The following is a 15,835-nucleotide window of genomic DNA, read 5'->3' as shown; positions in this document are numbered from 1 at the left end:
ACGGCGGGTCATCAGTAAGTTTTGAAAGAGGTGGTACCGGCACGGGCATAAAGCTTTTGGCTGTTGACGCGAACAAAAACCTGGACGCGAATTATTCAAACACAAACCTGAAGTTTAAATTTACAGGACTTAATTCAATAACCAATGAGGCCACGTCCGAAATTTCGTATCCAAAAGCCGATCTGACTAACTTTGATACGGCGTATAAGGCGATTGACTTTACTTCCGGTATATCGCAGATTATCACGTTAAAGGCGTATAAAGCAGAGCGTAATAATGTCAGCATTATTGCCTATGACGCTTCATACAGCCCTCTACCTTATATGTGCCCTGAAGGTTTTATGCTTGATGCCGATGTAATTCTTCCCGATAATGCCGCGCACAGGCTGTTTACAATAAGCGGAAATAACCAGACAGGAGCGCTTGAGCAAAGCCTGCCCGAGCCGTGTGTTGTCAAAATCATGGATCAATACGGCAACCCTGTTTCAGGCGTTACCGTTACATTTACCGCCGGAGGAGATAATGGGGCCGGCGTGGAGCCTGTTAATGGAGGCGTCAGCGGCTCCGACGGAAAAGCGTCAGCCTATCTGATATTAGGCGATGCCGCCGGCGCTTATACATTAATGGCCCAGGCGGCCGGGCTTATAGGCGGCCAGCCTTCCACGCCTCAATTCAGCGCGCAGGCAATTGCCCCGCTCGGGATAATTAAGTCAGGCGGAGACGGGCAAACAGGCGTAAAGGTCCTTCAAGCGTTGCAGCCTTTTAAGATTAAAGCCTCTTCAGAAGAAGGCGGCACAGGACAGCCCATTTCCGATATACCAATCACGTTTGAGATTACGTCCAAGCCTTCCGGCCTGGCTGTTGAGCCTTTCCTTACCCAGGATTCGCCCAATCTTACCGATGAAAACGGCGAAGCGCAGGCTGTATTGACATTCGGAGATAAGAAAGGCGTCTATGAGGTAACGGCTACGTCGGATTATGACGGGTCAACGCAGGTATTTATAGTGACGGCAGAGCCTGGCGCGGCCTCGGAATTTGTCCTGACAGGGCCAAGCGATGTTGATGCCGGAGAGGCATCGCAGGAATTCAGCTTAATTATCAAAGACGCGCACGGTAATTCAACGCCTGTTTCTCAAGAAACGGTTTTTGAGCTTACTAATTTTATCATGCCTGCCGGGACAGAGCAGGCAACAGGTAAATTCTATACAGACAGCGGGTGTTCGGATGAATTAACACAGAAGCAGATTACCCTTACTCCCGATGGCGATGCCGACTCTTCCGCGGATGAGGGCTTTAGTTTTTATTATAAAGATGATAAGGCCAATAGCCTGCAGATAGCGGTCTCCTGCGAGTCGGGTGATGCGGGTATTACGGGACAGTCGGAGTCTGTGTTAATGACTGTAGGCCCCGCGGGGCTTGACCATTTTGAGCTTACTTCCGGCGGGACATCATCCGTAAGCGTTACCTGCGGCGAGGAGATTACCCTTACTATAAAAGCGTATGACGCGCTTGACAACCTGAAAACCGACGCGGGCGAAGGGGTATAATCTTTCAAGGAGCAAGCGCCTCTTTGGGCAACCATGAGCCGACTATAAATGGTATTGAAGCGTTCAGCAGTGACCCTGTTGTGCCCGTGACCCTGGCCTTTAACGGGCAGGGCCAGGCATCTGTTACAGCGGTTTTCTATAAAGCGGAAGCAGCCCTTATAAAGGTAACAGCAGGTTCGGCCGTTACATCAGACTCCAGGGCCTTAAGCGTTTTGGCAAAGCATGCCGAGCCCGACCATCTTAAATTTAGCGGCAATATAGCTTCTTCCCAGAAAGCGGGGGTAGAATTCAGCCTGGCGAAAGACCTTTATGTGGTTGATGAATTCGGCAATATCTGCGATGACTTCAATTCTGCCGAAGGTTTTAACCTGTCCATACCTATCACATGGTCATTAGCGCTCGGCGAAGCAAACGGGCCTGAAGGCGATGAGGATAAATTTCATACGGCAAATATACAGTTTGAAAACGGTTCATCGGCCCCTGTTGATATCAAGGCCAAATTATTCAGGGCGCAGGATGTCAGGCTTCTGGCAAGTTACACGGAGCTTAATAACGGCAGAGATGTCGCGTCCAATATCATTACAGTTTCTGCCGGCCAGGCATCCAAGATGAAATTTAGCAGACAGCCTTCAACCTCGTGCATCACCTCGCAGGCTTTGGCGCAGCAACCGGAGGTTTCTGTATGCGATCAATATGGTAATGCCATAAAATCATTTACTGAAAATATAACCCTGTTCGCTTACAGCGATACCGCGGGGGCCCCTGCCGCGCATACTTTAAGCGCGCCCGGCGGGCTTACGGTTGCGGCTGTTGAAGGCGTGGCAATTTTTAGCGGTATCACATATGATTATCCCGGGAATATTTTCTTAAAACCATCGTCAACGGCAACCGGTTTAAGCGCCGATTATTCGTCAATGATAACGTTTACCACGGCGCCAGAGGCCGTTGTATCGGCCGGGACGCTCGGCACGGTGTCCTCAATATCGTCTCTGGCCAATACTATCAGAACTCCTGTGCTTGATTTCAAGATAACCGACGCGGGTTCGGACGGCTTTGATACCAATATAAAGCAGATACTGGTCAAGAGAAATACCGATGTTGACAAGACCGGCGGCTGGTCATCATATATCAAGGAAGCTTATATTGAAGGAGATGACGGAAGTGTCATGATGGCATCGGTTATTGCCTCGGACCAAATGGTATTTCCCACGGCGAACAGCGTGCTTAATAACGGCAGTACGATATTCACGCTTAAAATAATATTAAAGAACCCTCTGCCTTCCCCCGATACTGTGGACGGGAAGGTAATAGGCATTACGATAAATCCTCTTACCGATATTATGCTTGATGCGGTAAGCTCAACGTTTGCCGCGGACACCGCGGCCTATTCAGCCTCGCCCGAAATTGAGGTCACGGCGACAAGTTTTGTCATTACAGGTTCAAGCGCTATGAACGCCGGCTCAAGCCAGTTGCTTACAATCAGGGCTGTTGACAGCTTGAGCAATTTAGACACAGATTATTCAGGGGCATCGCCTAAAGTAGTGTATTTTACCGGCGCCAACTCTATTACTAAGGGCCTTGATACTTTTATTCCGACAGTGACTGTAACCACAGGCGGAACTGCCGGCAGTGCGATAGAGTTTTCAACGAATGAAGATATCAATAATGTCCCCATTGTTTTTACCGGCGGCCAGAACACGTCGCTCGTATCAATAACTCTTTATAAGTCGGAGGTCGCCTATATAAAAGTCTCCGACAGCCAGGCAGGGCTTACTACATCAAACAGCAATGCCCTTGTAGTGAATGTTGCGGGCGGTGAGGCAAACAGCCTGATATGGGATGTCCAGCCCGCGGATGTAGTCGTAGAGGATGCGCTGTGGAGAGAATTCAGCGTGGCGGTATCAGACGCTTATGGGAACACTTCATCCAGCAATACTACGGTATCTCTAACCCCGTCGGACGGTTCCATACCGGAATCCGCCCTAGATAGTGCTGCCGCGCAGGCAGGAGTGGCGGTGTTCTATAATTTTGCCGTGTCCGGCTTAAACGACGGCGAAAAGATAACGCTAACAGCGAGCGCCGATGCCACGGGAGTAAGCGATTCGGAGGTCTCCGCCGAGGTGCAGGTGTTTAAGCTGTATCACATTGTGTATAATGTAAAAGATTATACAAGCGGGACCAATCTTACCGAGTGCACATTAAACTGCACCAAGAACGGCGTTCAGATAGAGGGTTTCCCGAAAACAGGAAACAGCCCGTTTAGCTTTAATCTGCCTTACGGGGAATACGCTTTCACTGTGTCCAAAGAACAGTATGTGGACAAAAACGACACAAAGATAGCAGGTGTTTCAGCCGATTATCTCGACGGGACATATGACGCGAAGATAGCCTGGACAGTCATGGCCACCAGCCTTGTTGAGGCGACGAGTGATTACGGCGTTGAAAGCGCTTTTGTATATGATGAAAGCTCCGATAATCTTTCAATCAGGATGTCGCTTGAAAGAAGGGGTATCGTGATCGCGGGGGACCCTGTCAACAGCCTCGGCACGGCCATTGTCCAGGTATACAATGACAGCATAAGCCCTGCCGTGTGGTATCCCGACATAATATTACCTGAAGCAAATAACGGTATTTATTACAAGGTTTTAAGCAATGTAATTGCCGGCGGAGGAGAGATAGAATTGGCGGCTGGCAGGACATACTATGCCAGGGTAAAGATCAATTACGGCGGTTCAGAAGGCACAAGCAGGACATATGAGGGCGGCGTCACGTTCAGCATTACCGTCAATGAGTCGCTTAAATCGGTTACGACCGCTATACAGGCAGTGACTACAGGTATCGCCACACAGACTGCCGCGATACAGCAAGCGGTCAAAGAAGAGATACAACAGCAGATAGAGGAAGTTATATCGCCTAAGATAAGCGAAGTAAAAGATGAAACAGGCAAAATACTTGCCGCGACAGGCGAGGCGTCCCTGCAGGACAAGCTGACAGAAGTTAAATCTCAAATGGTTGAAGAAGTCCAACCGCATATAAGATCAGGCATATTAAACAGCGAGACAAGCGTGAAGCAGGGCTCGTCTTTGACCGTCCGTTATAGGACTTCGTCGGGCCTTGCGCCTGTCATTAGCATTTACAGCCCGGCGAACGCGCTGTTGGTTTCAGGCAGGGCTATGACGGAGATAGGCTCTACCGGTGTTTATGAATACGAGGTGTCTTTCCTCGCCGTCTGGGGCAGGGGCGACTTTACTATTATATGCTCCGAGCCTGTCCAGGGCACTGTTGACGCTTTGGTTGTGACCGTAAAGGATACCGATATAGAGGACATATCGGGGAGGGTCTCGGTGGTATTAGGCAGTACGTCGGGTATACAGGATCTTAGGACTGTTACCTCGGCGCTGAATGAGCAGTTTACCCAGATAGATAATACTATTTCGTTGATCAATAGGAGTTTAAGCGGCAAGGTTGAAGAGGCAAAGGGAGCTGTAAGCGAATTAGGCGATGTGTTCAAACAGCTTGAGGAGATGAGCGGGACCATCAAAAATCTCGGAGGCACATCAGGTATTAATATAGACAAGATATATGAGGTGTCTGCCGAAAAGAAAGATGATATAGAATATATAAAGAACAAGAGTGAGGAGCTGAAGGCCGCTATGGAATTAAACCAGAAGATGATAGAGAATGTCGCCAAAAAACCGGTTGTCCAAACTTGGTTTGAATATAAATAATCATGTTGCGCGCCAGACGTTTTCCTGATAAGATATTAATGAGGTGTGTTTGATGAACAGTAAAAAGGCCGCTTTTTTATTTTTTATCTTTTGCGTAGTTTTCTGCAACGTTGTCTCCGCCGAGGAAATAGCCCTAAGGCTTATGGCAGTAAATCCGGCCGACTCGGAGCAGAAAGTCCCTGTGAAGGTATATCTGCCTGTTGAAGTAAAACCCGAGGACATAGTCTATAAAGACGACCTGGAGGTGGGCTATGATACCCAGCAGGGAAGTTATTATGTGTTTGGCGAATACCTGCTTGGGCCGAAAGAAGTCCTGGAAAAAGAGATAGAAATAAAGGACGTATGGGTCATTGATTCTGTTGAAATAGCTCTCCTGCACCAGGAAGCAAAAGAGGTTTTCAACGCGCTTAAGGGCACTAATTACGCTGAACATGCCGAGATGCTCTATGCCGGTATTGAGAAAAAACTTAAAGAAGCGGAGATGATGCAGAATCTATCCGATACAAGCCCCGGATATAAGATATCCAATTATCGTAATTGTTTAAGCCTTATCAACTCCGCGAAATCGGACCTTTTGGCGGCAAAGACCATGGTGGCGGAAAACGCGCCCAAGGGGATGGTCAAGTTTACATGGAGGCTTATTGTTTTTGTGGTTATTTTTCTCGGCATCCTTGGGGCCGGGTCTTTTATTGTATGGCAGCGTCAGGCAAAGATTGAGTCCGAACAAAAACCCCAGGAATAATTTCCAACTGAAGTGACCTGTCTGTCATCCAGAGCGGAACCGGCGAGGCCAGAGTAAGCCGCGAAGGATCTGGAAGTGAAATGAGTACTAGATTCCTCGCTTCGCTCGGAATGACAGCGAGGACTCTCGGAATGACAGGCGCACTTTGCCTGTCATCCAGAGCGGAACTGGCGAGGCCAGAGTAAGCCGCGAAGGATCTGGAAGTGAAATGAGTACTAGATTCCTCGCTTCGCTCGGAATGACAGCGAGGACTCTCGGAATGACAGCGAGGACTCTCGGAATGATAAAAGATGCTTATGATTAAAAAACTAAAATATATATTTTTATTAACGGCTTTATGCCTCTTGTCCCTTCCGGTATCAGCCGATGTCTCAAGCGTCCTTTGGAACACGACCAAGACCCAGCATTTTATCATTTATTATCAGGAGGCTTCGCATGATTTTATTTCCAATCTGTCCGCCGCCTCCGAACGCTATTATAACAGCATAGTTGATGAACTTGGGTTCAGGCGCATGGATTTTTGGAGCTGGGACAACCGCGCGCGCATTTATATGTATCCTGATTCTTACTCGTTTCAGAAAGAGTCAAACAGACAGGCCTGGGCGGGCGCCGTTGTTTTCGTGCATAACAGGACAATAAAAAGCTATGTCGGCCAGCCGGAATTTTTTGATTCAATACTTCCGCACGAGATGACGCATATAATATTCCGGGAATTTATAGGAATGGATAAGGTCCTGCCGCTTTGCGTTGATGAAGGTGTCGCGTGTTCGCAGGAGAAGAGCCATCTTGACGGCAGGCTTAGATACGCGCGCGACATGGCCGCGCAGGGCCGCTCACAGCCTTTCGGCAGCTTTTTTAGGATTTATAATCCCGAAAGCATAGAACCCAGCGCCTTTTACGCGCAGTCGGCTTCTATAATAGTGTTTCTTATCAAAAATTACGGTAAGGAGCGTTTCTTGAATTTCAGCAGGAAACTGCGAGACGGCAATGATTGCGTTTTGGCGCTTACAAGCGTTTATAAATTTGCCAGCCTGGAGGATATGGAAAGCTCCTGGAAAAAATATGTTTTGAATAAGAGATAGCGCGTGGAGTCTGCCGATGCCGGAAGATATAAACATACTTGTTGTTGAGGACGATAAAAAGGCGGCGCAATTACTGGAATCAACGTTACAGCCTTTGGGTTACAGGGTGTGGCTTGCCCATGACCCCAAGGAGGGGCTTGAGCTTCTGCGTTCAAATGTATTTCCTGTTGTTATAACGGAACTGCATTGCGCCAAGATGAGCGGTATCCAGTTTATCCGCGAGGCCATAAAGATAAGCCCTTCCACGAATATTATCGTTGCAACGCTGTATTCATTGATTGCCCCCGCTATTGAAGCGATGGAGGCGGGCGCTTACGGTTATATCACAAAGCCCCTGCATAGTTCCGAGATACGCATACTTACCGAGAGGGCTGTTGAGAGGTTTATACTGCTTTCGTCAAGGGACGATAAGGAATATTTTATTGACCTTGCCGTATGCGACGGGCTTACGGGATTATTTAACCGCAGGTATTTTAATGAATTGATAGCCATGGAGTTTAACCGCATAAAACGCGTTCCCGCCACGTTTTCCCTGCTGATGCTTGACATAGATAATTTTAAAAATTATAATGATACGCAGGGCCATCAGGCGGGCGACGCCCTGCTTAAAGAGGCGGCCAAGGTTTTTAAAAAATCGGCAAGGGCGGTTGATGTTGTGTGCCGTTACGGCGGTGAGGAATTCGTAATCATGCTTCCGCATACTGATAAAGACGGCGCGCAAGTGATAGCGCAAAGGCTGTGCACGCAGGTCAGTATTTATCTTCCAACCACGGTGAGCATAGGGGTGGCCACGGTCCCCGATGATGCCGATGAGGCAAACCAGCTTATCGCGAAGGCCGACAGCGCTTTATATCAGGCCAAGAAAAACGGCAAAAACACGTTCTGTGTGGCATAAATTTTTTAAAAGGATTTGACGCATGAGGGTATCCGTGCTTGAACCCAAAGGCGCGATATGGCGGGGTATGGCAGGCAGGGTGATATTGCCTGCCGCTGACGGCCAGATGTGCGTGCTTGATTTTCATCAGTCGTTTGTGGCAAGGCTTAAAAAAGGCGATATAGTCCTGCCGGATAAAAGAATAACGGTAAAAGACGGCATAGCTTATATGCATTTAAACGAGATGGTTGTGTTCGCGCAGGCATGAAAGGCACCACTTTATATGGATATACTTGAATTGATGGTCGCGATGTTTTTAAGCACTGCCGGGCCTTCCGCTGTCATAGCGTTTATGGGTTATGGGGCGGTCAAGGCGGTAGCGCGCAATCCTTCGGCGAGCTCAAGGATATTTACCGCGATGATGCTCGCTTTTATTTTCGCGGAAGCTATGGCGATACTGGCGCTTTTGGTATTATATAATCTATTCGCGGGATAAAGGATATATGCTCATAAAACTTTTGCTTTCACAGGTGTTTATTTTTGCGGGCATTGTCTTTTTCCTGCGTTTTTTATTTTTACGCCATTTTAAATCAGCTTTATCAAGGTTGAATAAACTCCACGAAGACAATCTCGCCAAAGAAGAAGAGCTCAATGAGGAACTCCGCCGCGCCAAACAGCAGAGCGAGGCTGTTATAGCCCAAAGCAGGCAGGATGCCGAGGCCGTAATCGCCGCCGCCGGAAAAGAGGCCCAGGCGGCAAGGTTTAAGATAGAAGAGTCTGCCAGGGCCCAGGCTGAAAAAATAATCAGTTCTTCGCGCCTGGATTGCGAAAAGATCAAGGAAAGCGGGCTTAAAGAGATACACGCCCAGGGCGTTGATTTTGCCCTAAAATTAATATCGGAATTGTTTACCGAGGAAGACAGAGCGTCATTACAGCACGAACTTGCCGGGGGCGTTATTGAAGAGATATCGCGGCTTCCCAAGGAACGGTTCAATATAACTTCAGGTAAAGCCGGCGTCGTATCAAGTTTTCCGCTTCTTGAAAAACAGGCTGATGACATAAAGAACATACTTTCGCAAAAGACAGGCCGCGATATCGGGCTGGAACAAAGGCTTGACCCCGGGATCATAGGCGGGCTCGTGCTTGAGATGGGCGGTATGGTTATTGACGGGACATTGAAGAACAAACTGCAGAAGCTTGTTTCGCGCATAAAATAGTTTTTGTTCTAAACCTTAAGCTTTTTTGCCCAAGACCTAAAGGTTTTAAGCCGGATAAATAAGATGAAGATAAACACTTTAGACATAAAGGAAATAGGAAGGGTAGAAGAATTGAGGCAGGGGATAGTCAAGATAAGCGGCCTGCCTAATTGCGCGTTCGGAGACATAATAAATTTTGAAAGCCCTTGCCTTGATTCGGCCAGAAGACAGATTGGGATGATTGTTGAGTTTAACCAGAAGCACGCTTTCGGCATAATTTTCGGCGATGAGCGCGGTATCATAGTAGGAGATTCTGTTTCAAGCCGCGGGCAGTTGTTGAATACCCATGTAGGCGAGAACTTTATCGGCAGGGTTGTTGACGCGTTAGGCAATCCGATAGACGGCAAAGGCCGTGTGGAAAAGTCTGATGAATATCCGGTTTTCCGGCAGGCTGCCGGCGTCATGGAGCGCGAACCCATCGGCGAGGCATTGTATACAGGCATAAAAATAATTGACATGCTTATACCCCTGGGCAAGGGACAGCGCGAATTGATAGTAGGCGACAGACAGATAGGAAAGACCGCCATCGCTCTTGATACCATAATAAACCAAAAAGGCAAAGACGTTATATGCATATATTGCTGGATGGGCGGCAGTGTCTCGGCATTTAATAAAGTCATGCAGGTATTAAACAGCAACGGCTGTATGGATTATTCGCTTGCCGTATGCGCTTCCGCGGGGTCATCTTCCGGCGAACAATATATATGCCCTTATACCGCGGCGGCATTAGGCGAGTATTTCATGTATCAGGGTAAAGACGTTTTGGTAGTGTTTGACGACCTTACAAAGCATAGCTGGATATACAGACAGATGTCTCTCTTGCTTGAGCGCGCCCCGGGCAGAGAGGCGTATCCCGGTGATATATTTTTTTTACATTCCCAGTTGATGGAAAGGGCGGGCAGGCTTAAAAAAGAATTCGGCGGCGGGTCAATGACGTTTTTGCCTCTCGCGGAAACACTGCAGGGCGATATTACCGGATATATATGTTCTAATATTGTTTCTATGACAGACGGCCAGATATATCTTAACGCGGGGCTTTTTCAGGAGGGTTTCAAGCCTGCCATAGACCTTGAATTGTCCGTTTCCCGTATAGGCAGTAGGGTGCAAACTCCTGTAATTAAAAAATTAAGCCAGGGACTGCGCTACGAATATATACATTACCGTTCCCTGCTTAGGCTTACCAGGCTTCGCACAAAATTAAGCCCTGAAGCCGCCCAGCAGTTACAGCGGGGCAGGACATTGTGCGAGCTGTTTACGCAGGAGAACGGTTTTCCTATAAGCCAGGCGGAGGAGATAGTCATCTTTTACGCGTTTTCCCGCAAGATCCTTGAGATGGTCAATATCTCGCAGGTAAAGGCGTTTAAGAACAATTTTTTTGCCTATCTAAAGAAAAACTACGAGGATTTTGTCAAGGGCCTTGACGACTGCATTGAACTGCCCGAAGATGATATGCGCATGCTTGACAAAGTTATCAGGGAATATTTGCGGTCAATAAGTTCCCCGCGCGTGAGATAGGAAAACATGCTATCGGCAGGAAAACTCAAGTCAAACCTGTATTTTAATAAAAACCTCGGTAATCTCATAGAGGTTATGAAACTGGCGGCAACACTGCAATTTAACCAGTTCAGGCTTAAACAGGGCCCCTCGGATGAATTTACGCGGTATTTTGATAATCTTTTCGGTATCCTTTTAAGCGCGGGTATAGAAAGCAGGCTGTTGAAACCGGATGAGGACCTGCCGGCCCTGCTTATACTCATAAGTTCGGACGAGGGTTTCTTGGGCGAGCTTAATAATTTGCTGGTGGACAAGCTTATTAGCACAAAAAGGCGCGGGGACATTATTGCCTGCGTCGGTGACCAGGGAGTAAATTATTTAAGGGAGCTTGGGATTGAATTCACGTTTTTTGAGTCGCCGGGCGATAAGATAGATTCAGATTCATCAGGCGCGTTGAGGGATTATGCCATGGCTCAATACGCCGGTAAAAAAGCGGGCAGGGTCTATATTGTTTATCCAAAGTTTATAAACATCATATCCCAGCAGGCTGTGGCAGAGGCCTTACTGCCGCTTCCGGGCGATTCATACACGGGCAGGAGGCATATACCCAATCTTTTAATTGAGCCTGATTTTGATTCGGTAATGGCCGGCTGGATGAAAATATGGCTGGAATTTAAATTTTATCAGGTATTGTGGTCAAGCAGGCTTTCGGAGCTTGCGGCAAGAATAATGCATCTGGAGGGCAGTGTCCAGGAACTTAAAAAAATAAACAACAGGATGGATATAGAATATTTTAAATACCGTCATGCTCTTTCGGACAAGACTATACGGGAATTAACGGCAACACGGCTTATAAACAGGGAAAACGATGACGGATAATAATCACTTCGCGAAAGTGATAGCGGTTTATAACTCTATCGTGGACGCGCAATTTTCCGAAGGGCAAGGCCTGCCTGTGGTAGGCGCTATGCTTAAGGTGGCCAGCTCGCGCGGCGAGGACATAAGCCTGCAGGTAGTAGAGCACAGGGCTGATAATATCTGCCGGTGCGTGGCATTGGGTTTTACTTACGGCGTTGGCAGGAACGCGCCCGTGGATATTATGGAAAGAGGCCTTGTTGTCCCTAAAGATCTGGCACAGCTTTATGGCCGCGTGTTAAACGCTATGGCAGTGCCTGTTGACCATAAGGGGGCTTTCAAGGGCGATGATTTTGTGCCGGTTAAGCCTTTATCGTCAAGGTTTGGCAGGGAAGTGGACATAAACCTCAATAAGAAGCCGGAGAGAATATACAGCGGGATAAAAATTATAGACCTTCTTTTTCCTTTAATAAAAAGTTCCAAAACCGGGCTTTTAGGAGGAGCCGCGTGCGGGAAGACGATATTGATACTTGAGATAATACACAATATTATTAAATTCCAGAGCGGGACATGCGTGTTCTCGGGCGTTGGGGAGCGTATCAGGGAAGGCAATGAGCTTTATCATGAATTCCTGCGCTCAGGACTTTTAAAAAATTCTATTTTAGTCTTCGGCCAGATGAACGAATCACCCGGTATGCGTTTTGAGGCGGCAAACACGGCTGTATCTCTTGCCGAGATGGTATTGGAAAAAGGAAGGGACGTATTATTTTTTATGGACAATGTCTTTCGTTTTGTCCAGGCCGGCAGTGAGATATCCACGCTTTTGGGCAGGATCCCTTCCGAGGGGGGATATCAGCCCACGATGACCAGCGAGATAAGCCAATTGCATGAGAGGATATGCTCGGAAAAAAGTGCCAGCATAACGGCGATTGAGGCAATATATGTCCCGGCAGATGACCTTACAGACCCTGCCGTTGTGGCCATATTCGCCCATATGGACAGCTTTATCGTATTGTCGCGTTCAATGGTGCAAAAAGGCCTTTATCCGGCCATAGACCCTCTGCAGTCTTCGGCAGGCTCATTAAGCCCGGCTATCGTCGGGAAAAGGCATTTTGATACGGCGCAGGAAGTATTGCGCCATTTCAGCCGTTATGAGGAACTTGAGCGCATAGTTTCTATTATCGGTAAAGAAGAGCTTTCGCTTGAAGAAAAAGTTATGTTTGACCGCGCCAAAAAACTCCAGAATTTTCTGACACAGCCTTTTTTTACCGCGGAAGTATATACCGGCCGGCCGGGGGTTTTTGTAGAGCTTGATGATACTATATCCGGCTGCGAAAGGATAATAGGCGGAGAATTTGACAAAGCCGATGAAACCAGCTTATACTGTATCGGAAAGATGAACGCTTAAAACGGAGACTTAAGATGTCAAAGAGTTTATTGGGTGAGATGCTGGTAAAAAAAGGTTGTATAAATGAAAAACAGCTTGAGCAGGCGCTCAAAAACTGTTCTTACAACGAACAGATGTTAGGCAGGTATCTGATAGATAACGGCCTGCTTACGGAGAGCGAATTTCTCATGGTGCTGGCGGAACAATTTAAGATACCTTTTTACGAGCATATAAAGGATGAGCAGGTGTCTGCCGATGCCATCAAGGCTGTTTCCGGTAAACTTGTCCAGCATTACGGCTTTTTACCTTTAAGCCTTGAAGGAGATATTCTGACAGTAGCGGTCTATAATCCTATGGATTTTTGGCTGGCTGAAAATATCAAGCTTAACCTCGGGTTCCAGGTCAGGCGGGTTTTGTCTTCCCGTCGCGAGGTGGAAAAGGCCATACAGAAATATTACGGCGCCGTAGCCGGCACGGTTGACAAGATCATAGAAGACAAGGCAGGCATCGGCGGCAGGCTGGATAAGAAAGAAAATGTTGAGGATATTGAAAAAGACTCTGACGAAGCCTCTGTCATTAACCTTGTTAATCAGATAATTGCGGGCGCTATAAAAGTTAACGCCACTGATATACATATAGAAATATACGCCAACAGGGTTGTCCTGCGTTACCGTGTTGACGGTATATTACGCGAGATGAAGATGCCGCAGGACGCGTTTTGGATAGAGCCTGCCATAGTATCGCGTATAAAGATAATGTGCCACCTGGATGTCGTTGAACACCGCGCTCCGCAGGACGGCAGGGCAAAGGTGCGCCTTGTGAACGGCCAGGAGGTGGACTTGAGAGTGTCAATCCTGCCCGGATATTTCGGCGAGAATGTGGTGATACGCATACTGCCTTCGGGCATGATGCTGGACCTTGACAAGATCGGGTTTTCCGGCGATGACCTGAAAATGATAGAAAAGATACTTTACAAGCCGAACGGCATTATACTTATCACGGGCCCCACGGGAAGCGGAAAAACTACCACACTCTACGCTTTTTTAAGCCGCCTGAACAGAAAAGAGACAAAGATTATATGTATTGAAGACCCTGTTGAATACGCGGTTGAGGGCATTACCCAAGTCCATGTTAATGCCAAGGTTGGCCTGACCTTTGCCAGCGCCTTAAGGAGCATACTGCGCCATGACCCTGATATAATGATGATAGGAGAGATACGTGATAGTGAGACAGCGGACCTTGCCATACGTTCGGCGCTTACCGGGCATCTTGTCTTTTCCACGCTTCATACCAATGACTCGGCCGCGTGCGTAGCCCGTCTTATGGATATGGGTATAGAGCCTTATCTTCTGGCGTCATCGGTTGAGGTTGTCATAGCCCAGAGGCTTGTAAGATTATTCTGCCAGGCATGTAAAGGCAAGGGCTGCGAGGCATGCAGTGACACAGGCTTTAAAGGCCGAAAACCCATATATGAAATAATGCGCATAGATGACGAGATACGCGATATGATAGTAAAGAGAGACAACTCCAGGCAGATTAAGGCCAAGGCCAAGGAAAGAGGAATGAGAACTCTTATGGACAGCGGCATGTTATTGGTGGAACAAGGGCTTACCGCGAAGGAAGAGATTATGCGCGTGGTTGAACTGGAATAAAGGAGCCGGATGCAGTTTAAATATGTCGCGAAAAAAAATCTCAACGAAACGGTTGAGGGCAGGATTGAAGGCGACAGCATTGAGCATGTGCTTGAACAGCTTCAGCAGAAAGGGCTTATTGCCGTTAACGTGGAACCTCATGGCCTGCCGGCCCAGGCCGCGGCAAGCCCCGCCCGCAGGCGCCTTAATGATTTCGGCAGATGGGGCTCCGGACAACTTGTTTTTTTCACGCAGAGGCTTTTTAACCTGGTCAATTGCAGGATAGAACTTTTAAGGGCGTTAAAAGTCCTTGAAAAAAATTGCCTTAACCGCGCCGAAGCCGGACTGCTTGGCGATATCATAAAAAACATAAAAGACGGTATGCCGTTCTCGGAATGTCTTAGCAAATATCCGCAGTATTTTCCGCCTATTTATGTCAATATCCTGCGCGCGGGCGAAGCGACCGGCAAACTTGGCGAAAGCCTGCGCCAGCTTATAGATTACCTTAACAGGATTGAAAATCTCAAGGCTAGGGTCAAGCAGGCGCTGGCCTACCCTGTTTTTATGGTTATAACGGGTATTGCTACGATATTCGTAATGCTTACTTTTGTCCTGCCTCGCATAGCGGGAATGTTTGATGATTTTCAGGCGCAATTGCCCGCGCCGACTATCGCCCTGCTCAATACCGCCGAATTTATAAAAACTAATTGGGTTTTTATCGCGGGCTCTATTTTTTTGGCCGTTATTATATTAAGCAGGCAAAAAAACACAGGCCTTTTTTCCAGAATCAAATACCGCATACCGTTTGTGGGAAAAATCGCGTATAAACAATCGGTGGCCAATTTTTCAAGGAGCGCGTCTTTGCTCCTGCAGGGCGGCATTAATGTGCTCCCGGCTTTAAGCGACGCGATACCCCTTATAGATAACCCGGTTTATATAAAAGAGCTTGAACAGGCGCGTAAGGATATAAGCGAGGGTATGGCGTTTTCAGACGCTCTGGGGCAGTTCAAGATATTCCCTGATTTTTTTGTTCAGATGATACGGGTCGGCGAGGAGGGCGGCAGGCTTGACAGTGTCCTGGCCGACATAGCCGAGTCTTATGAGAAAGAGATTGAAGGGGATTTGAAAGTGCTTAGCTCTCTTATAGAGCCGGCAATAATTTTATTATTAGGAATTATCATAGGGGCTATGGTTATCGCGATGCTTCTTCCGATATTCAGCATGAACAGCATATTTTAG

13 protein-coding genes are annotated in these 15,835 nt (G+C 47.7%); all 13 read left to right on the top strand.

What is annotated here, in order from left to right; genetic code table 11:
* Positions 1–1,547 (top strand): Ig-like domain-containing protein (locus PHV77_06040; protein ID MDD5504846.1); only part of this gene is annotated, 1,547 nt, incomplete at its 5' end.
* Positions 1,548–1,570: 23 nt separating this feature from the next.
* The gene (locus PHV77_06035) at positions 1,571–5,275 is read left to right on the top strand and encodes a hypothetical protein (protein ID MDD5504845.1); all 3,705 of its coding nucleotides are present in this window, start codon (positions 1,571–1,573) and stop codon (positions 5,273–5,275) included.
* Between the two features lie 52 nt (positions 5,276–5,327).
* Positions 5,328–6,017 carry a hypothetical protein gene (locus tag PHV77_06030; protein ID MDD5504844.1) on the top strand — a complete coding sequence of 230 codons (690 nt, stop codon included), beginning with the start codon at positions 5,328–5,330 and terminating at the stop codon, positions 6,015–6,017.
* Between the two features lie 296 nt (positions 6,018–6,313).
* The gene (locus tag PHV77_06025; GenBank protein ID MDD5504843.1) at positions 6,314–7,099 is read left to right on the top strand and encodes a hypothetical protein; all 786 of its coding nucleotides are present in this window, start codon (positions 6,314–6,316) and stop codon (positions 7,097–7,099) included.
* Positions 7,100–7,115: 16 nt separating this feature from the next.
* Positions 7,116–7,994: a diguanylate cyclase gene (locus tag PHV77_06020; GenBank protein MDD5504842.1), complete on the top strand. Its 879-nt coding sequence runs from the start codon at positions 7,116–7,118 to the stop codon at positions 7,992–7,994.
* Between the two features lie 22 nt (positions 7,995–8,016).
* Positions 8,017–8,241 carry a hypothetical protein gene (locus PHV77_06015; GenBank protein MDD5504841.1) on the top strand — a complete coding sequence of 75 codons (225 nt, stop codon included), beginning with the start codon at positions 8,017–8,019 and terminating at the stop codon, positions 8,239–8,241.
* Between the two features lie 15 nt (positions 8,242–8,256).
* Entirely contained in the window at positions 8,257–8,469 is a 213-nt protein-coding gene (locus PHV77_06010) for an ATP synthase F0 subunit C (GenBank protein MDD5504840.1), read from the top strand.
* A 7-nt stretch (positions 8,470–8,476) separates the two neighbouring features.
* Positions 8,477–9,190 carry a F0F1 ATP synthase subunit delta gene (locus PHV77_06005; GenBank protein MDD5504839.1) on the top strand — a complete coding sequence of 238 codons (714 nt, stop codon included), beginning with the start codon at positions 8,477–8,479 and terminating at the stop codon, positions 9,188–9,190.
* A 63-nt stretch (positions 9,191–9,253) separates the two neighbouring features.
* Entirely contained in the window at positions 9,254–10,744 is a 1,491-nt protein-coding gene (gene atpA / locus PHV77_06000; GenBank protein ID MDD5504838.1) for a F0F1 ATP synthase subunit alpha, read from the top strand.
* 6 nt (positions 10,745–10,750) lie between these two features.
* Positions 10,751–11,602, top strand: coding sequence for a F0F1 ATP synthase subunit gamma (locus PHV77_05995; protein ID MDD5504837.1), 852 nt, complete (start codon positions 10,751–10,753; stop codon positions 11,600–11,602).
* Positions 11,592–12,986, top strand: a complete 1,395-nt coding sequence (atpD, locus tag PHV77_05990; protein MDD5504836.1) for a F0F1 ATP synthase subunit beta — start codon at positions 11,592–11,594, stop codon at positions 12,984–12,986. Before PHV77_05995 ends, atpD begins: the two co-directional genes overlap by 11 nt.
* 14 nt (positions 12,987–13,000) lie before the next feature.
* Positions 13,001–14,617: an ATPase, T2SS/T4P/T4SS family gene (locus PHV77_05985; GenBank protein ID MDD5504835.1), complete on the top strand. Its 1,617-nt coding sequence runs from the start codon at positions 13,001–13,003 to the stop codon at positions 14,615–14,617.
* A gap of 9 nt (positions 14,618–14,626) precedes the next feature.
* Positions 14,627–15,835 carry a type II secretion system F family protein gene (locus PHV77_05980; protein MDD5504834.1) on the top strand — a complete coding sequence of 403 codons (1,209 nt, stop codon included), beginning with the start codon at positions 14,627–14,629 and terminating at the stop codon, positions 15,833–15,835.

This window comes from Candidatus Omnitrophota bacterium (genome assembly GCA_028716165.1).
Taxonomy (GTDB): domain Bacteria; phylum Omnitrophota; class Gorgyraeia; order JABMRG01; family JABMRG01; genus JAQUQI01.
This window is presented reverse-complemented; position numbering and strand designations above follow the sequence as displayed.